Origin of the sequence: Haloferax litoreum, assembly GCF_009674605.1 — an archaeon.
GTDB classification, from domain to species: domain Archaea; phylum Halobacteriota; class Halobacteria; order Halobacteriales; family Haloferacaceae; genus Haloferax; species Haloferax litoreum.
In genome coordinates this window covers 41,923-60,809 of the sequence record NZ_WKJO01000002.1, presented here as the reverse complement: position 1 = coordinate 60,809, position 18,887 = coordinate 41,923, and the positions used below count along the sequence as shown (strand labels likewise).

The following is an 18,887-nucleotide window of genomic DNA, read 5'->3' as shown; positions in this document are numbered from 1 at the left end:
GTCGTGACTGTCAGCGTACTGTTCACTGCGAAACGGATGTTCCTCGTGGTTCGAGAGAACCAACAGGGGCGTTCTTGTCGGATGGGAGGCGAACAGACAACGCACTCTCCACAGGGGTGTGAGTTGTATCGATACTTGTCGCCCACCCCATCACACGTTCGGGTTCTACGGGTCACAACCGTTGCCATCTTGGGCTGAACGACAACACTATTGCGCAACAGGCCGCGTGAATCGAGAGCCGGGATATATCAACAATAGTTGACAACACTCATTATGATCGCAATGAGTAGTATATTCGAAAAATGCCCCTCCACACACGCATCTACCGAGAGTTGACTGAGCCGGAGCTTCGGCTCGCCACGGCGATTGGGCTCGTGTCGGCACTCCTCACCGTGCCGTTATCGTGGCGAACAGTAACCGACGAGTCGTTAGTTGCTGGTGGAACCGTCTCTGGTGGTGTGTTCATCGTCGCTGGCTTTCTCGTCGGGTACCTCTACTACGGTCGACCAACGAGTCGACGTCGGGCGAGTACACGAACCGGGCTGGCTGCTTCCATTGGGGTCGTCGTCGTGTATCTCGCCACGATGTTCTCAACCCTGACTGTGTCTTCCCTCAGAACAGCGCTCTTCACCGTGGTTGGAACACCCATCGCGATCGTTCTCGGAGTTGCCATCGTTGTACTGTTTGTCCGTGTGGCTGCCTTCATCGGTGACCGACTTGCTGCTGTGCGGTCGTGGCGGACCGAAGTCAAGGACACGACGAACGAAGACTGGCGAGGAACGAGCGGCTCGAAATGGCCGAAATACGTAGTCCTGTACGTCTTTGTCGTGCCTGTGACGGCTGGCTATTTCTTTGGACTTAGGCCGCAAAGTGGCGTTGGGATACTATTCGGTGTCTTATTGCTGTTGGTCACGTACATCGCAGCAATACTTCTACTCGTTGCAGTGTACAAGGATGCAAAACAACTCTATGAGAATAATTCACCGTGGGTTCCGAACGTTGTCGCGTACGTCGGCGCTCCCGTCGCCGCGTTTATGCTCGGGTATTATGCAGCGGTGCTTAACGCATGGGACGCACCCGTCGAGACCCTCAGTTTCCTCGGTGTGTGCTGGCTCGCCGCTACGTTCTATCTCCTTGACCGGAAACGGTCTGTTGGGGCTGTCTGAGGTGCACAGTCACTATCGAGAAGTTTGACTGAGTGGAAAACTACGCATTTCGGGATATCCGAGAATATTTCAGTAGAGTTGAGAGAGTATCTCAGAGATGTCTGCCCTCCAAAGTGATGAACAAGACGTCACTAATCAGACGACGACAGTGACGACGTGGACGACGAATCAGAGTGGGCTTGAAAGGTTCCCTCATCGACTCTGGTTCAACGTCGCTGATTTCGGTCGTTTGTTGTGGTGGTCTATGTTTGCCGTCGTCCCTGCGGTTCTTTTCGCTGGAGTCGTATTCTTCGATGACGGCCTCATCGAGTCGTACAACCTCTTCTGTGCTGGGATGATGATGTTCCTCGTCCAGATGTCTGAGCGGTACATCAACACCACAATCGAATTTGAGCAAGATGACGGAAGCATCGAGACCACGTTCCACATGGGTGACCCGACACTCTTCCGCAGTGACCAGGAAGCAACTGTTCCGCTTGAGGACGTGGAGGCCGCTCAGTTTCTCTCACTTGCTCGCCAGCCCATGGTCCGGTTACACTACAAGAAAACGTTCAGCGTCAAGCCGAGTTCGTTTCTCATCCCTCAAGACAAAGAATCGCAATTTCGAGAGTTCCTCCAGCGTCACAACGTTTCGGTCCACGGTGAATCAGAAACGAATTCTACTCACTGGGTGTGGGGTCGGTTCGTCGTTACTGCACTCTTCATCGGGGTGATTCCACTCTGTGCGATGTTCGTCTGGCCCATCCAGTACTCATGGGCCGTTCTGCTCGTTCTCACTGTGACCTCATTCTTCTTAGTGAGACAAGGGTTCTGAACACTCTCTAATTGCCCACCAGTACCTAGTCTCGGTTGGAACAGATTCGTTCTGTGCCGCCCTCATCAGTGAGACCAGCTATGCAGGGAATTGTTCAGTATCCGCTCAAGAGATGTATGACACGCCGACGATGACGAGACAAAACCCAATGAATCGGTATAGCCAGATGATTATATCAGAGGGCTCAGACGGCTCCGATTGGGGGTCGCGTAAGAAATCAAGACCAAAGTGGTATATCTGCCTTGGCTTGGTGAGATATGCAACTCCGAGTATCGAAATTACAACCCCAGCGAACTGAAAGCGTATACTCACACAGAATAGTTCTCAGCTGCGTTACTTGAATCTAAAGGACTGAGTGGGCTGGCTGAATTCGATGTGAAGGGATTACTTCAACAAGCCATGAGATTTTGGAGTACATTCGATAGGATTGGTTAATGGGAAGTCGTCCACGGTGAGTCTCCCGACTTCTGTCGTCGATACGCGATTGCGAATGACGCAGCACCAGCAATACTAGTGGTGCTACCGATAGCCGTGATCAATAATGTAGAGTCCCCTTCCAAGTAATCGAAGATAAATGTCACAAGTAGAAGAGCTTGTGAGAGGCTAGCGACTGCAATCCACCGTGGGTTCATGTTTGGTACACACAGTCTCCAGATAAATATCTCATGACGGGTTGTTGCTCATCAGACCATGGATAAGCGGACTACAGCGTGTACTCTGCGTTGATTGCACGTTTCGATTTTCGACACCTACAGAAACATCATTGAGCACATATTGAGAGTAGACTGCAAACCAGTGAAACTCTCACAAGAGATTCACGGCGGCGTTGAGAACTGGGATGACAACGACAATTCCGGCGATGACAGCCGAACGTCGAACCACAAGGTTTCGAGCGTCGTGGATTGCGTAGGTGAGAAGGTACCCAATCCAGAGGTAGCCGATTCTAACTGGAAACCTTGAACGTACGAGAGAGTGGATTGGGGCAATTGGTCCTCAACTCAGCGTGCTCTGTTCAAATCACCTCTGTCTGAGTCTCGTGACAAGGTCCACAACACCTCATGTCGAGGTGAGTCAGTTCATCCGTGCCGGCCGTATCGAACGATAGAATGCTGTCGAATACGCCGCGAAGAACCCACCAAAGAATCCGCTGAAGACCAGCAAAACAACGGCGAGTCCAACAACTCCAACGATACCAATCGATGGGATATTCACAGGGAAGGGCGTCGCAGCTGAACCCGCACCTGCGCTGGTCATGCTGGCACCTTGATTCTGGAACGTTGGCGAAGTGAGGAGAGAAAACAGACCTCCGATGATACCAAAAACACCACCACCAATAGTGACGAGAATCGTGTAGCCGAAGACGGACAGGAGGTTGTTCCAAACACACGACACACTTCGCTTGAGCCCATCGACAGCACCCAAGTCGTCGATAACGATGGCGTGGCCAAAGAACTGTGTGAAAAACACGGCCGCTAAGTAGACTACCACAATGGCCAAGACGATTACGCCGATGACTGCAATCGTGACGAGACTCGGTTGTGCACCACTACTCAGAATATATGCACCACCGAATGCCGCCGTGAAGACGCCGAGGAGCCCGAATACGAGGTTCAGTGCGAACAGACCGAGGTAGATGACGAGTAAGGACACGTAGTGGGATTTCCCTTCGCGAATGAGCGTCTCGAACGAGGTATGGCCACCAATTGCCTCGTTGGCCATGCCGATGACTCCACCGAAGAAGAAAGGCATGATGAATATCATAATTCCACTAAAACCGAGCGACACTATGCTTCCGAGGAATGGACTCACAGATTGGGCTACAAGCCCAGGAAGTTGAAGGAGGCTGAACGCTGCGGCGATGACAAACAGAATCGGGTTCCGTTTGACTGCACCAATAGCTGTCCCGAATGATTGGAGGGCTGCCATATTCGTGATGCACATCCAATCGGTAAAGAAATACTGGTTGGCAATATTCGGCCGTATCCAGAATTGGTCACATCGAGAGCTGCTCTTTTGGTTTGTCTGGCATCATTTACACCGATACAACTGTAATCTTCGCCGTCACGTGTATTAGAGGTGGCAACATGTGATTACCAACATCACGTCGTTGTTCAACCGGCTATATTCCCAATTTGTCTCTTCGATATCGTTGAAATCCCCAGACGTTGCTAGCTCGCTGAAGTTGTACTGAATCCAGCACGCATCTGCAGCAAAGACTACTTTGTCTCTCGCTCAAAGTCCGTACTCAGGTGAACCATTCGTGTATCTGAATGAGTTGAAGTGGGGTTTCATCTCTTTCATTGCACTTTCGATTGTTATCGTGCCGGTCGGGATTGTCGCAAATTCCGTTTCGTACCGGAGTGGTCAGTGGGTTATCCTGTCGAGTATCGCCTTCTCCATCATCGTTGGATACGTGCTTGTCTACGAACTGAAAGTCTGGTAGACACCCCCGTGGCTCAACGTTTCAAGAGCCATCGAAGCCTATATTGACAGTCGAAAAAGAACTCAGCGCATGCAGGTTCGCTCCAGCCGTGGACCGTTCCAGACGCCAGAGCGACTGGACAGGCGGTTCAGTCTCGTGGCCGGACTCTACGTCGCCTCGCTACTCTCACCAGCGCTGGTACTCAATGTAGTACAAACGATGGACCTGACGAGTTGGCCAGTCGCTGTCGGTTCGCTTGGGGTCGTGGGGGCAGCCCTCACCGCCGTAGTCGCGCGGCGAGTTATCCGACAGGGAGATCTCGTTGGATGGTTCGACTCGACCTGGGTTGCAGTTCTCGTCCCCGTTGTCGGCATCATCCCGATGGGAGTATACCTCTTTGACTCTTTTCTGTTCGTCTCGTTTGCCGTCACGGACCTCCAAGCGGCCAGCACTACCACTCTCGTTAGCTTCATCGGCTTCTTCCTCGGGATAGTTGCCACGTCACTGGGCAGCCACCTCGTTCTCATGGCCCGTTCCCGACTGGCTACCGCGACGGTCGACGATGCCCACGTCGCCATCGAATGGTCGGCAGCGTGGCCACACCGAACTCGAATCAAGTTGATGGCAGGCGTGCTTGCCGTCGTTGGCCTACTTGCTGGCTTGGCTTTCTGGCAACTGGGGTGGAGGGCGGTAACTCCAGTCCTGCCTTTCGGAATGGTACTCGTCATCGGGCTCAGATCATTGGCTTCCAAGCGCACGTATCGCGCGACGTCGGCGGGGCTAGAACAGCGCAGAGAGAGTCGATGGTTCGTCCAACGTCGGCTCATCCCGTGGTCCAGGTTCGATGGCTTCAGCGTGACCGACAACGCAATCGTCCTCCACCGAGCGTTGCCCTACGTCGACGTTCGATGTCGGCGATACGACCTCTTCAACGACGACGAGGCAGTTGTCGCGGCACTCGAAGACAACCTCGACCGACGAGGACCGTAGCCTCTCGTTAGGTGACCCCGAGACGCCCGTCACCACCACCTATTCATGTTTATCAGGGAAAGATGGCTCTGTTGAGATTCTCGAAGAGTCACAGGTTCGCCCAGTAGTTTGGCCGGATGGAAGCCCCTCCGAAGTCGCGGTTGCTCCGGTTCGTTGAGCAGGCGTATCACTTGGCTCGGCGAACTGTTGCTCGCTGGGGGTGCGTACAACATACAGTGGGTGAGTGCAACAAACCGGCTGGGTTCGTTTCAGGGACGAGAGCAGGAAGAACGGGGGACAACCCCTCGACGAAGCCCTAGATTTACCGTTCGACAATTCGGACCGCTGCTCACTGGAACGTGGGTCCCTCCGGTGTACGGAGACGCCTCCACCCCCGCGAAGGATTGAAACGGCCCGGGAGAGAATTGTCGAGACATCATGACGCGTATCGACGAGCTGAGGATTCTCGTCCCGGTCGATGTCTCGGGGACAGAGCCGCCACCCCTCGACGTCCTCGACCATCTCGGCGCCGTCGAGGTGGTTTTACTCGGGTACTTTCCGGTACCGGACCAGGCCGAACCGGCACTGCTCAGGGACCAGTACGGTTCCAAGGCCACCGACCGGCTAGACGCAGTCGCCGACGAGCACGGTGATCCCGCCGAGGTGCTCGTCTTCACGCACGACCGTGAGGCCACCATCGACCGCATCGCGGACGAGTACGACTGCGACGCAGTGCTGACGGCTGGTCGTTCGACGGTCGTCGAGCGTGTCCTCGTTCCTCTTCGCGGGGACGTGAACCTCAACCGAATCCTTGCTGTCGTCGCCGACCTGTTGCTCGCGGGCAACGAGACCGCCACCCTGTTCCACTCGGTCCCAGAAGACACCGATCCAACTCAGGGAGAATTACTCCTCATGGGTGCCGTCGACCGCCTCGTCGAGTACGGAGTCGGACGCGACAGGGTCGACTGGCAGCTCTCGAAGGGTGGTGACCCACAGACCGACATTGTCGAACTCGGAGCAGAGTACGACCTCGTCGTCCTCGGCGAGACCGACCCCTCGCTCCGCGAGCGCATCATCGGGAACGTTCTCTCGGCAATCGTCGACGCGCTCGACGTCCCAGCGCTCATCGTGAGGGATGTCGAGTGAACGTAGACGCCACGGGATGGGGGTGGGAGAGATGAGCGTCGAGGGGAACGAACTCGAACGTACGCTCGGATTCGTCGAAGCGATGACGCTCGGTGGGGGAACGATGATCGGTGCGGGAATATTCATCCTCCCAGGCATCGCCGCTGAAACCGCTGGCCCCGCAAGTTCGATATCTTACGCTATCGCTGGCTTCGTCGCGCTACTCGCGGCACTCTCGCTTTCCGAGCTGGCGACCGGGATGCCCATCGCTGGCGGGAGCTATCACTACGTCAATCGCGCACTCGGCGGACTCTTCGGGGCCATCGTCGGCTGGGGTATGTGGACAGGGCTGATGTTCGCGAGCGCGTTCTACATGATTGGCTTCGGGCAGTATCTCGTCGAACCGATTCCGTTCCTCGACGGACGGGTCTTCATCGTCGGCCTCGGGCTCGTCGGTCTTGTCCTCCTCCTTGGGGTCAATTATTACGGCACCGAGGAGTCTAGCGCCTTCCAGAACGTCACCATTGGGGTCGAGACTGCCATCATCCTCGTGTTCGTCGCAGTCGGCGTGTTCTTCATCGACCCTGGGAACCTCGAACCGTTCGCCCCCTTCGGACCCGGTGGTGTCGTCGCCACGACTGGCATCGTCTTCATCTCTTTTCTCGGCTTCGAGATCATCGCCACCGTCGCGGGTGAAATTAAGAATCCCGGTCGAATCATCCCGCTGTCGATGATTCTCTCGGTGGTGCTGGTGACCATCCTTTACGTCCTCGTCATGCTCGTCAGCACTGGAGTAATCCCCTTCGAGTCGCTCGGTGACTCACCCATCCCGGTTTCGGACGTGGCCGTCACCTACCTGGGTCCGGCGGGGGTAGTCGCAATCGTCTTCGCCGCCATCATCGCGGCGATATCGAGTTCGAACTCCTCGATACTTGCAGCCTCGCGGGTCATCTACGCGATGGGCAGAGACGGAGTCGTGACCGACTGGTTCAACGTGAGCCACCCTCAGTTCTACACGCCTCATCGAGCCATCGCGGCCACTGGCGGCGTGACGGCGCTGTTGATTCTCGTCGGCCTCGAAGTGGAGACTATCATCGCGCTGCTTGCAGAGGCAGCGAGCTTCAGTTTCCTCGTCGCCTACTCGCTCGTCCACATCTCACTCGTCGTCTTCCGACGGGCCGATCCGGACGGCTACGACCCCTCGTTCACGCTTCCACGGCCTCTCTACCCGGCCGTCCCGATACTAGGGGTGGTGCTGTCGCTCGTCGTCGTCTCGCAGATGGCGACTGTCGTCGTCGTCATCGGGTCGGGAATCGTCGCCTTCGGGGTCGTCTGGTATGCGACCTACACACGGGGGCGTGTTGTGAGCGAAGGACTCCTCAGCGAAGCGATTCGGGGGAAACCAGCCGAGCCGTTTCGCGTGGTCGTTCCGGTGGCGAACCCGGCGACACAGCGAGGCCTCCTCCGTCTGGCGGCGGCCAGCGCGCACGCCAACGAGGACCGGGGGACACCCGAACTTGTCGCGGTCAATGTTACACCGGTCGCACATCCTTCACCGTTTCAGAACGTCGAGGCCGACCGCTTCGAGCATCAGCGCGAACTTCTGAAGAGCGCCCACGACATCGCAGCCGAGATGAACGTCACTCTCCGAACCAGAACGGTTGTCGCTCCCGACGTCGGAGAGGCGATACTCGACGTGCTCGAGGAGGAGGTAGCCGACGAGGCCATCCTCGGCTGGGACGGGACGCTCGGACGGGACGGCCATGTCTTCGGTGCGACGGTCGACCCGGTGGTTCGGAACGCTAGCTGTGATGTCTCACTCGTCAACCTCAAAAACGAGACCATTGGGACGCCGGTTGCACTCATCGCTCCTGGCCACAATGCGCCCGTCATTGCACATCAGGCAGTCGAATTCGCAACCGTCGACGGGACCGTCCCGACCCTGCTGAACGTTCAGCCGCCCCGAGGGAAGAGCGGCTCGGACGCCGAGGAACGGGGGCGATCGGTCGTCGTCGACGCCGCCGAGGCGGCGGGACTCGACCCCGGCGAGTACGAGGTCCAGGTCGTCGTCAACGACGATATCGGTCGGGCGATCGTCGAAGCGACCAGTCAGTACGACACTGTCTGCGTCGGTCTCTCGGGGCGGACCGAGGGGTCCCGAATACCCTTCGGAACAGTCACCGAACGTGTCGTGCATGACGTCCCGAGTAACGTTGCCCTGATACGCGGCTCGTGATCCCCCACGACGCTCCTCTCCCCGCTCTCACCGGTCGATACAACGTCGACACAGGTTGCAGTCGGACGGACTGAGGTCGACATCGACCACCGTTAGTATTGGTTATTTTATGCAATAAGAGGTAACACAGAGTTATTTAATAAGATGGAGTTAAAGGGGGCAGTGTCGGACTGAATCTGCAACGGATTATCTCCCGGAATATCGCGAGAGACACGAGCGAGGAGGTACTGTCTTCGATAATTGAAATTGAAGTACCGTTCAGACCACAGTTTGTCTCGTGCAGATAACTCAACTTCCGCAAGCGCCACGGTCCAATGACTAATTCCGAGTCTACAGTTGAGCGTCAAAATTATATTATTATATTGATAAGTTTTCACTGATAGCCATTTTATCTTGCGTTATTTTCCCACTACAAGGAATGCATCAACAATGTTCCCGGCGATACCCGAATATGAAGTACGAACGAAACTGTGGCAATGCGATGGTTCCGTGGAGGACGCTACAACTCGACAAGTCTCCGAGTGCTCACCGTCGTCGCCAGTCGTTGAGGGTCGTCTCACTCCTCCATCGACCGCTTCGTACAGAGCCAAAAGCCACCGCCAAATCCGACCACTGTGACCGCCACGAGGCCAACGTCGACGAGTGCAATCGCGTACGCGGCAGTTCCCGGTTCGAGGTACAACAGCGAGAACCCGAGGAGGAGTCCCATCACGATACCGATGGCGACGAACAGCGGGAACCGGTCACGCTGTTCGCAGATAACGTCGGCAATGGTCTCTAAGCGTGCCATACAGTGTCGTATCCAGCACTGATTATCAAGGTCCCGATTCGACCGGTTTCGGTCAGATTCCGGCAGAGATGGAAGTCTAGTTTCGCACCGGTGACCAGAGGAGAGAGTGGAAACCGCAACCGACGGTTCACGTCAGCGATCTTAATCCGTCAGAGGGTCACTATCCCAGTAGGCATGGTCCGGGTCGTCCCTGAAGCAGGCGACGCGATGCCCGGCACTCTCGCCGGACTGCCGTAGTTGTGGAGTCACCTCACGGCACGCTTCACGTGCTTCGGGACAGCGAGTGTGGAAACGACATCCACTCGGTGGGTTCACTGGGTCTGGGATGTCTATCTTCCGCATCGGTGGCTCACCAGCCTCACCCGAATGACGGGACAGGTTAGGTGTCGCCCAGCGGAGGACGTTGGTGTAGGGGTGACTGGGGTCGTCGATGAGTTGGTCTGCTGGACCGACTTCGACCAGATTCCCGAGATACATCACACCGATGCGACCATCTCCGTGTTCTGCGAAGTACCGTGCGTTCGAGAGGTCGTGAGAGACGAAGACGAACGAGGTGTCGAAATCCGCCTGCAAATCGAGCATCAGGTCCATCATTTCGACCCGTAACGAGACGTCGAGTGCGCTTATCGCCTCGTCTGCGAGGATGACGTCGGGATTCATCAAGAGGGCACGAGAAAGCGCCACGCGCTGTTTCTCTCCTCCACTGAGTTGGTGTGGGTATCGGTCGGCGAAGTCCGCTGCAGGGTTCATCCCGACTCGTTCGAGAAGCGCGTGAATCCGCTCGCGCCGCTCGCTGGCACCGACCTCTGGGTGAGTGAGCTTGATCGGTTCTGCGAGGATGTTCAGAATCCGGCGGTTTGGATTGAGCGAGCTTCCGGGGTCTTGGTGGATAATCTGGAGTGACGACCGAATCTCGTCGAACGACATCTCTCCGTTGCCGTCTTTGGCGGCCCAGATGTCCTGGCCTTTGTACGTCACCGTCCCACCCGTCGGCCGCTGGAGTCCGATGGTCGTCTTCCCGAGTGTGGTCTTCCCACACCCACTCTCTCCAACGAGTGCGAGGACATCGTTCTCCTCGATGTCGAGTGAGACGCCATCGACTGCTTTGACCACGTCCGGGTCCTCGAAGAGTTCGAACAATCCCTGCTCTTTTTCGAAGTGGACTTCGACGTTCTCGAGTGAGATGAGTGGTTCGTCGTGCTGGTCGGAACCAGTCGACGATTCGTCGACACGGCTCACGAATCATCACCTCCTGAGACCGTTGCGGACTCCTCGGAACGCTCGAAGTGCAGCGTAATCTCGTCTCGTGCGTCTTCGGGGTGGTGACAGGCCACGGCGTGGCCGGAGTCGAGTTGCGTGAACGCTGGGTCTTCGACCCGGCACTCTTCAGTGGCAAGTGGACAACGTGGTGCGAACGAGCACCCCTGTGGAACGTTGATCGGTGCTGGACTCTGTCCTTCGATTGGTCGCATCTCGTCGAGTGGTGCTTCGATGTCGGGCGTCGCGTTGAGTAACGCGCGCGTATAGGGGTGACCACTATTCCCGATGAGTTGCTCACGATTGCCGACCTCGATGAGTTGGAAGGCGTACATGACGGCCATCCGGTCGGCGAGTTCGGCGACCAGTGGCAGGTCGTGGGTGATGAACACCATCGTCAGATCGTACTTCTCCTGTAAGTCCTCGAGGAGCGTCAGAATGGAACGCTGCATCAGGAGGTCGAGGGCGGCAGTCGGTTCGTCCATCACCAGTACCTCGGGTTCGAGGATGAGCGACAGCGCGATGAGTGCTCGCTGTTGCATCCCCCCGGAGAGTTCGTGTGGGTACGAGTCCAACACACGCTCTGGGTCGAGGTACAGGTCAGAGAGGAGTTCCCGGGCGAACTCCATCCCCGACGTAACGTCAGCGTCGTGGGCCTTCAGCGTCTCTTTGAAGTGCCCACCAATCTTCATCGTCGGGTTGAACGAACTCATCGCGCCCTGGAAGACCATCGCAACCTCTTCCCACCGAAACTCCCGGAGTTCGTCGTCGGAGAGTTCTAGTACGTCGACTGTGGTCCCATCGTCGCGATGGTAGAGTATCTCACCGGACAGTCGTCCGGGGTCGGGGATAGCGTCGAGCATCGAGTCGGCGAACATCGACTTGCCGCTCCCACTCTCTCCCACGATACCGAGAATCTCCCCACGTTCGATAGACGTGCTCACGTGGTCCAACACGAACGTCTCGCCGCCGTCGTACGTGACGGCCGCGTTGGTGATTTCGATGATTGGGTCGTCTGTCGTCATGGATGTCGTGGTGTTGGCAGTGCCGTGCTGTTTGGCTGTCATCTACAGTACCTCCGTCATGCCGGTGTCTTTCTCGTCGCCCGAAGCCGTCGATTCAGACTCTCCCGTCAGACGAGTGCGAACGCGCGGGTTGAACACCCGGTCCATACCCTGTCCGAGGAGGATGAGCCCAATCGAGAGACCGATAATCGCGGCCATCGGGACGAGAAGCCAGTGTGCAGCACTCCAAGAGAACAGGGCACCACCACTGTACGCGAAGTTCAGGGTGACACCCCAGTTCTGGTCGGAGTACGGCAGCACACCGAGGAAGAACAGGCCGATAGATGCGAACACGACGTACCGTGCGGCGAACACGAAGTTGACCGTCACGTACGGCATGATGTTCGGAATCACGTCCTTCAGGATGATTCGCGGCGTGCTCACGCCCATCGTCCGTGAGGCTTCGACGTAGTTATTCTCTCGAATCGTCAGTACCTGTGAATGGATGGACCGGCCGAGGCCAGCCCAGTAATTGATGTTGATGATGATGCCGAGCAGGATAGGGTTCTTGGGGTTGAACGTAATCGCGAGAATCATCACCAGTGGCAGACCGGGGATGGCCATGACGAAGTCCGATATCGACATCAACACGCGTCCGACAGAACCGCCCTTGTAGCCAGCGACGGTTCCGACGAGGACAGCGATACCGGTCGCCCAGAGTCCACCCGAGGTGACCATCAACAGGATGTCAGGGGTCGAGTGGATGATGAGTGCGGCGAGGTCTGTCCCCGATGCGGTCGTCCCGAGTGGGTACTTCATGTTCTCGAACAGCATCAGGTACCGGGGAGCCTGACTCGTCGAGGGTTCTCGCCAGAGACCGAAGATGGCCACGAGAGACAACAGTAGGTAGAAGCCGATGATGAGCAGTCCGAGTCGGGTTCTGCTGTCCGACCACGCGACTATCATCGGTTTCAAGACGTTTTCTTCGTAGAACTCCCGAAGTCGCTCCTCACGAGTCACCGTCACCGACGACGAAGCCGAACCGCGCCAGTCGACGCCAGCACCGTCCGTAGCCAGCGTGCTGGACTCGTGTCCCTCAGTACGCTTCATCAGAACCTCCGGCACTGATTCGTGGGTCTATCTTGCTGTAAGTCAGGTCGGCGATGTAGACACCGACGATGAGTGCGACGGTGATGACGAGGAACGTCGCCATCATGAGCGGGTAGTCGTTCGCCTTCAGTGCGGCGAACATGTAGTATCCGAGTCCGGTGTACGAGAATATCTGCTCCAGAATGACGGTCCCCGACAGGCGGAATCCGAGGAGCAGTAAGAATCCTGTGTACATCGGAAGGATGGCGTTCCTCGCGACGTACCGGGTTGCGATTCGGCGGTCGGCGAGTCCTCGGAGTCTTGCGACACGGACGTAGTCGTTACCGAGTACCTGGATACTGTTCCCACGCATGGCTAACGCCTGCCCACCAATCCCGCCAAGCGTGTACGAGAAGATGGGCAAGATGCTGTGTTCGAGTGCACTGAGCAAGAACGGGACGCTCAGTTCCTTCTCGACGCTGGCCCCGACTGTTCCCGCCGTCGGCAACCATCCCCACTGGTACGAGAAGATGTACAGTGAGATGACGGCGACGACGTAGAAGGGGACCGACATCAGGGCAATCGAGAGACCACTGAACGCCTTGTCGAACCGAGAGCCTTCCCAGTAGGCCTGTAACGACCCGAGGAAGATACCGACGGCGAACATGAGAATCGTCGACACGAGGACGACGAACACCGTCCACGGCACCGCTTCGGCGATGACTCGTGCCACCGGTTCGCCCAGCGAGATGGACTCACCGAAATTCCCCTGAGCCACCGAACCCATGTAATCCAGATATTGCTGCCAGAGCGGTTCGTTGGGGTTGATGTTCTGGAGATTCGCAATCCGAGCGTCGACTTCCGATGCCGGAACACCCTGTCGGAGCAGTTGCGCGCGCAATTGCGTGAAGGGTCCGCCTGGAAGGAGGCGAATCAGTCCGAACGTGAGCGTCGCCACCGCGAAGATAGTAGCGAACACCCTGCCCGTCCGACGGACGTAGTAGTTACTCATCGTGACGTGACTCCCATCCGGTCATTTCTCGGCCATGAGCTGGCCCTGGCGTGGGAGCCACTCGCTTGGCCACTTGACTGCTCGTTCGTCGCTTCCTTCCTCCGGGATGTCCCACTCGTCGTCAGTGAGCCACGACTGGTCGAGTTTCGAAACCAGTCCCAACACTGGAAGGTTCTGATTGTGGTGCCACGCGACACGCTTGATGATTTCCTCCGTCGTAGCTCGGTCCTGCGTGGTCGAAACTTCCTGAATCTCCGACAGTGGGTCGATAGACATCTCGCCGCCGTCCATTCCGGGGACCGTCTGTTCACCCTCCGGGAAGTTGTGCCCGCCGTCGATGTCCGGGATGTTGAGCTGCCAACGGAGCGGGAAGTACGGGAACGCCGACCGCGCCCCTCCGGGCATCCAGTAGAACGCACCTATCTTGAAGTTGGATTCGACGTAGCCGCCGAAGTAATCGCCCGTCGGTTTCTGGCTGATTTCGAAGTCGAAGCCGAACGAGTTCAGCTGGTCGACGACAGTGTTCGTCGCCGTGGTCCAGTCCGTCCAGCCAGCGGGTGTGTAGTACGTTCCACCGAGCGTTCGGCCACTGCTGTGTTTCCACGTACCGCCTTCTTTCGAGTAGCCAGCCTCACGAAGGAGCGCAGCGGCTTTGTCCGTCTGGGACTCTGCCATGCCGTAACTCTCGAAGGAGTCGTACGCGTCACCGAGCCACGTTTCCTGGTCGTTCGGAGCGACGCCAGTGACCTTCGGAGCGGGAGCTTTCGTTCGCGGCCCTGCGTTCTCGGCGACCTGCTGGCGGTTAATGACGTGGGCGACGGCCTGTCGGACGTTTCGCTTCCCGAAGTCGGGGTCGTCGTGGTTGAACAGGACGCCGTACCCCCACTTCGCGGATATAGCGACTTCTTCGACGGAGTCGGGGAAGTTGGCGACAATCTTCGGCGGCGCGAAGAGGCTCGTGACGAAGTCGAGTTCGCGGCCCATCAGGCCCTGTTGGAGTGCCGTATTGTCTCCCCGCGAGAGAAGCGAGATACCCGCGAAGTTGATGTTATCAGCGCCGTAGTACTCGGGGTTCCTCGTGAGTTCCCACGACTGCTTCGACTTCGACTCGACCGAGAAGGGGCCACTCGCCACCACGTCTCCTTCGTATTTGAACTGCTGGAGTTCTTCGGCTCCCTTGTCGAGGAACTGTTCGAAGGTCGGGTGGTAGGCGAACAGTCGGAGTGAACCGTTGGCGAGAGTGTGTTTGATGACTTCCGGGTTGGATGGTCGCTTCAGGTTGAGAACGACAGTCTTGTCGTCTTCGCCCTGTTCGACGCTCTCGGTGAAGTCCCAGAGCGACGCTTTCATCTTCTTCATCAGGCGGAACTGGGTCAGGACGTCACGTGCGGTCACGTCCTCGCCAGTGTCCCACGTCAGGTCGTCGCGGAGCGTGAGCGTCACCGTCTGTCCCTCGATAGACCACGCTTCGAGGGCGGCCATCTCGAACTCACCGGTCGCAAAGTTGTAGGCTGCGAAGCGTTCGAAGACGAAGTTCCCTGCTCGTGGGTCGTAGTTCTGTGTCGCTTCCGGGTTCAGGTGCAGGTTCGTCGGGACGCCGTTGTTCGTGGCACCGACCATCTTCTTGTCGAGGACAGTCGTCCCACTCGATTCGGAGTCGTCACCGCCTGAGCCGCCCCCGTTGGACTCGGTCGTGTCCCCGCCCGACCCATCGTCGTCGGTCGTTCCCCCTTCGTTGGAAGCACCACTACAACCCGCGAGGGCTGCGATTCCAGTTGCTCCGGTTAGTTCGACGAAATTCCGTCGGCTAATCAAGTCGCTAAAGCGGTCAGTGCTGTCTGACATGGCGTACTGCTAGCAAACCTTACCCATTGTTAATAAACATTTGGTTAGAAGTCACATTTAGTTTCAGTAACACCTCTCGCTGATTCGTCGACAGAGCGGGGGAGACCCGTCCGAGCCTCGCAAGAATTATGTAGTGTCACTCGTTACCACGGTCAGTGGCCCCAAACAGAGCACGGGGGCTCTCCCGCCGCGATTTCGTCACAGCAGCCGTGGCGATTGGCGGGACGAGTGCCCTCACAGCGTGTATGGAGCGAGAGCAATCGACGAGCGGCGACCCGGCAACGTCCGTCGAATCCGAATCGACATCGACGGCCGAATTTCCTCGGGGGGACCCCGACGCAATCCCCTCAGGGCAACATCGCTGGGGTGAGTACCTCGTTCGTGACGCACACGGGAACACGGTTCCGCCCCAACAACTCGTCACGATTGGACTCGGGTACGAAGGGTCGGTTCCCCCCACGGATGAAGAACGAGAACAGGTAGAATCCGCCCTCCGAACGCTCGAAGAAGCCTTTCAGTGGGGGACCGGTGGCAACGCGGGGGCGGCGTTCAACCGTGGCCTCCTCTTCATGCTCGGATACGCCCCACGGTACTTCGATGCGGTTGGGCAGACCCCAGACCAACTTTCGACACCCGAAGACGTCCTCGACGCTGTCGGAGAAGACCCTGCAAAAGCAGACCCGTACGATGCTGTACTGCTCATGACGAGCGACATCGGGTCCATCGTCCTCGCCGCCGAAGAAGCGCTCTTCGGTGAACTCGACGAGGTGAACGGAGTCTCTGTCGACGCAACGTTCGAGGGAGTGTTCTCGAAAGAAGGCCGACACACGGGGTACGTTGGAAAGGGCCTTCCCGCCGACAAGCTAGACGAAGAGCGCATTCCAGAGGACGCCCCACTCTCGATGGGATTCAAGTCCGGGTTCCGCGGCAACCTCCCCGCAGAGGATGCAGTCACACTCTCGTCGGGACCGTTCGCCGGTGGGACGACGATTGCGTCCTCGACACTCCTCATCGACCTCGACCGATGGTACGACCAGCAATCAGACGAGCGTGTCGCAGAGATGTTCTGCCCCGCTCATACGACCGACGACGTGGGACCGACGGGCGATAAACTCGGCAGCGACAGCGGCATCACGGAGGAGGATGTCGGTCGCATCGAAGAAGACGCCAACTCCCGTGGGCGCGTCGGGCACACCCAAAAGGTCGCTCGGGCCAGAGACGACCAGTTCGAACCCCGCATCCTCCGCAGAGCGGAGGGTGTCGCAACGAACCAACACGACAGAGCAGGATTCGAGTTTAACTCCGTCCAACGAACCATGGACGACTTCGTCGAGACGCGACGGGCGATGAATCCCGAGGAGTACGACTTCGACGTCCCAGCAGAAAACCACGGCATCGTCGACTACCTCGAGACGCTCCGTCGAGGAAGTTACCTGGCACCGCCGCGGGAACTGCGGGCGCTTCCGGTGGTCTAGATGGTCGCACGCCGTGTTCTCACGTTTGCACTGGCCCTCGCAGTGGTCCTCGCGGGACTCTCACTTGGACCGACGTTCCTCGACCAAGACGCCGACACCCCCGAACCTGCCCGACTCGCGTTCTCGGACGTCACCGAGCAATCGGGCCTCGACTACGAAGCAGATGGGAGCGGCGTCGGAAGCGGAAACTCCGGCGTCTACGTGGCGGACGTGAACAGAGATTCGTGGCCGGACCTCCTGACTACCGGTGGCGAAACTCCAGCACTGTTCGTGAACGACGGAGGCCACTTCTCGCGGACTGGCGCCCTGACGTCGGTCGACCACCACATCAAGAGCGCCGTGTTCGTCGACGTCGAACGCGACGGATGGACGGATTTGCTCTTGTTCACCACCAAGGGGACCGTGATATCGTTCCGAAACGACGCTGGAACGTTCGTCAAAACCGAATACGGCCTCGGCAACCTCACGTATCCCCTCGGCGCGACTGCAGCAGATTACGACCAAGACGGCGACACCGACCTGTTCGTCTACCAGTCTGGGTCGTGGCACGACCGGAAACCGGCAGGGTACTTCAGTCTCGACGAAGGCATCGGCGACGACAACGGGAACGAGAACTATCTGTACGAGAACGTCGACGGAACGTTCCAACGAGTCGAATCCGCGGGAATCACCGGCCGTCATTGGAGCCTCGCCGCCAGTTTCGCCGACGTGACTGGTGATGGCTACCCAGACATTCACGTCGCGAACGACTACAACAACGACACACTCTACGTCAACACCGGTGACGGGCAGTTCGAGCGCCACACCCTCGGCGGGTCGACGGCACGGAACGGGATGTCTTCCGAAGTGGCAGACATCACCGAGGACGGACGACCCGACGTCTTCGTCTCGAACATCTGGTTCCCCAACCTCGAGGGGAACATGTCCAAAGAACGGTACGAACGGCTCAAGCGCCTCCTCGACTTCGTCGTCCACTCCGGACGAACCAAAGGCAACACACTGCTGGTCAATCAGGGCGAGGGTACGTTCGTCGACGATGCAGACGAACTCGGCGTCCGACACGGTGGATGGGGCTGGGCAGCGAGCGCGACAGACTTCGACAACGACGGCGACCGGGACATCGTACACACGACGCAAATCGTGGTCAGAGTCAACCGAACCAACCCCGTCTACACGTATCCGATGGTCTTTCAGCGGCACGACGATGGGTTCGCACACGTGAACGCGAGCACACACGGGATGGCAGAGACCGATGGTCGCGGTATGGCGACGCTCGACTTCGACCACGACGGTCAGCAAGAAGTCGTCGTCGCGACGTACGACGACCGGTTCGTGGTCTACGACAATCAGGCAACGACAGACGCCGGGGCGATACAGTTCCGAGTCACCGACGAGAACGGCGCAACGGCGCTCGGTGCGGTCGTGACCGTCCGTACAGAAGAACGCGAGCACGTAGTCCAGCAAACGGCGAACGTCGACTATCTCTCGCAAGATAGCCGTACCGAGCACGTCGGGGTTGGAGAACACGAGACGGTCACGCTCGATGTCGAGTGGCCCGACGGGACGACTCGAACCTTCGAAGACGTCGAGAGTACCCAGCGACTTCGCATCCAGAAGTCGGGCCTCGTCGTCACCTCGTCGCAAAACGCGACTGTCTGAGAGACAGTATCCAGGCGTTGGCAA

At 58.0% G+C, this 18,887-nt stretch carries 14 protein-coding genes; 7 read left to right on the top strand and 7 right to left on the bottom strand.

Annotation, left to right across the window (positions count from 1 at the left end):
• Positions 1 to 302: 302 nt before the first annotated feature.
• Together GJR96_RS15665 and GJR96_RS15660 are read left to right on the top strand one after the other, a co-directional pair.
• Positions 303 to 1,166: a DUF5518 domain-containing protein gene (locus GJR96_RS15665; protein WP_151164173.1), complete on the top strand. Its 864-nt coding sequence runs from the start codon at positions 303 to 305 to the stop codon at positions 1,164 to 1,166.
• A gap of 97 nt (positions 1,167 to 1,263) precedes the next feature.
• Positions 1,264 to 1,980 carry a hypothetical protein gene (locus GJR96_RS15660; RefSeq protein WP_151164171.1) on the top strand — a complete coding sequence of 239 codons (717 nt, stop codon included), beginning with the start codon at positions 1,264 to 1,266 and terminating at the stop codon, positions 1,978 to 1,980.
• Between the two features lie 1,071 nt (positions 1,981 to 3,051).
• On the opposite strand, the gene GJR96_RS15655 is transcribed toward GJR96_RS15660, so the two are convergent.
• Positions 3,052 to 3,906 carry a DUF7847 domain-containing protein gene (locus tag GJR96_RS15655; protein ID WP_151164167.1) on the bottom strand — a complete coding sequence of 285 codons (855 nt, stop codon included), beginning with the start codon at positions 3,904 to 3,906 and terminating at the stop codon, positions 3,052 to 3,054.
• A gap of 586 nt (positions 3,907 to 4,492) precedes the next feature.
• Between GJR96_RS15655 and GJR96_RS15650 the strand changes: the two genes are divergently transcribed.
• The 3 genes from GJR96_RS15650 (at position 4,493) to GJR96_RS15640 (ending at position 8,732) form a co-directional block, all read left to right on the top strand.
• On the top strand, positions 4,493 to 5,392 hold the full coding sequence (locus tag GJR96_RS15650) for a hypothetical protein (protein ID WP_151164165.1): 900 nt from the start codon (positions 4,493 to 4,495) through the stop codon (positions 5,390 to 5,392).
• A 417-nt stretch (positions 5,393 to 5,809) separates the two neighbouring features.
• A complete protein-coding gene (locus tag GJR96_RS15645; protein WP_151164163.1) occupies positions 5,810 to 6,517 on the top strand; it encodes a universal stress protein in 708 nt (235 codons plus the stop codon).
• A gap of 31 nt (positions 6,518 to 6,548) precedes the next feature.
• A complete protein-coding gene (locus GJR96_RS15640) occupies positions 6,549 to 8,732 on the top strand; it encodes an amino acid permease (RefSeq protein ID WP_225317761.1) in 2,184 nt (727 codons plus the stop codon).
• Between the two features lie 556 nt (positions 8,733 to 9,288).
• Here the strand turns inward: GJR96_RS15640 and GJR96_RS15635 are convergent.
• The 6 genes from GJR96_RS15635 to GJR96_RS15615 all read right to left on the bottom strand — a co-directional run bounded on the left by GJR96_RS15635 (position 9,289) and on the right by GJR96_RS15615 (position 15,504).
• Entirely contained in the window at positions 9,289 to 9,522 is a 234-nt protein-coding gene (locus GJR96_RS15635) for a hypothetical protein (RefSeq protein WP_151164160.1), read from the bottom strand.
• 141 nt (positions 9,523 to 9,663) lie between these two features.
• Positions 9,664 to 10,761: an oligopeptide/dipeptide ABC transporter ATP-binding protein gene (locus GJR96_RS18210; protein WP_151164158.1), complete on the bottom strand. Its 1,098-nt coding sequence runs from the start codon at positions 10,759 to 10,761 to the stop codon at positions 9,664 to 9,666.
• Positions 10,758 to 11,846, bottom strand: coding sequence for an ABC transporter ATP-binding protein (locus GJR96_RS18205; RefSeq protein ID WP_394349502.1), 1,089 nt, complete (start codon positions 11,844 to 11,846; stop codon positions 10,758 to 10,760). Before GJR96_RS18205 ends, GJR96_RS18210 begins: the two co-directional genes overlap by 4 nt.
• Entirely contained in the window at positions 11,847 to 12,893 is a 1,047-nt protein-coding gene (locus tag GJR96_RS15625; RefSeq protein ID WP_394349501.1) for an ABC transporter permease, read from the bottom strand.
• Entirely contained in the window at positions 12,880 to 13,884 is a 1,005-nt protein-coding gene (locus GJR96_RS15620) for an ABC transporter permease (protein ID WP_151164156.1), read from the bottom strand. The genes GJR96_RS15625 and GJR96_RS15620 overlap by 14 nt, the downstream gene beginning before the upstream one ends.
• A gap of 21 nt (positions 13,885 to 13,905) precedes the next feature.
• Positions 13,906 to 15,504 (bottom strand): ABC transporter substrate-binding protein, encoded by a 1,599-nt coding sequence (locus GJR96_RS15615; RefSeq protein WP_151164651.1) that lies wholly within the window; start codon positions 15,502 to 15,504, stop codon positions 13,906 to 13,908.
• 380 nt (positions 15,505 to 15,884) lie between these two features.
• On the opposite strand from GJR96_RS15615, the gene GJR96_RS15610 reads away from it, so the two are divergent.
• Both GJR96_RS15610 and GJR96_RS15605 read left to right on the top strand, forming a co-directional pair.
• On the top strand, positions 15,885 to 17,204 hold the full coding sequence (locus GJR96_RS15610) for a DUF7405 family protein (protein ID WP_151164154.1): 1,320 nt from the start codon (positions 15,885 to 15,887) through the stop codon (positions 17,202 to 17,204).
• Positions 17,205 to 18,863 (top strand): CRTAC1 family protein, encoded by a 1,659-nt coding sequence (locus GJR96_RS15605; protein WP_151164152.1) that lies wholly within the window; start codon positions 17,205 to 17,207, stop codon positions 18,861 to 18,863. It abuts the gene before it with no gap.
• Positions 18,864 to 18,887: the final 24 nt, after the last annotated feature.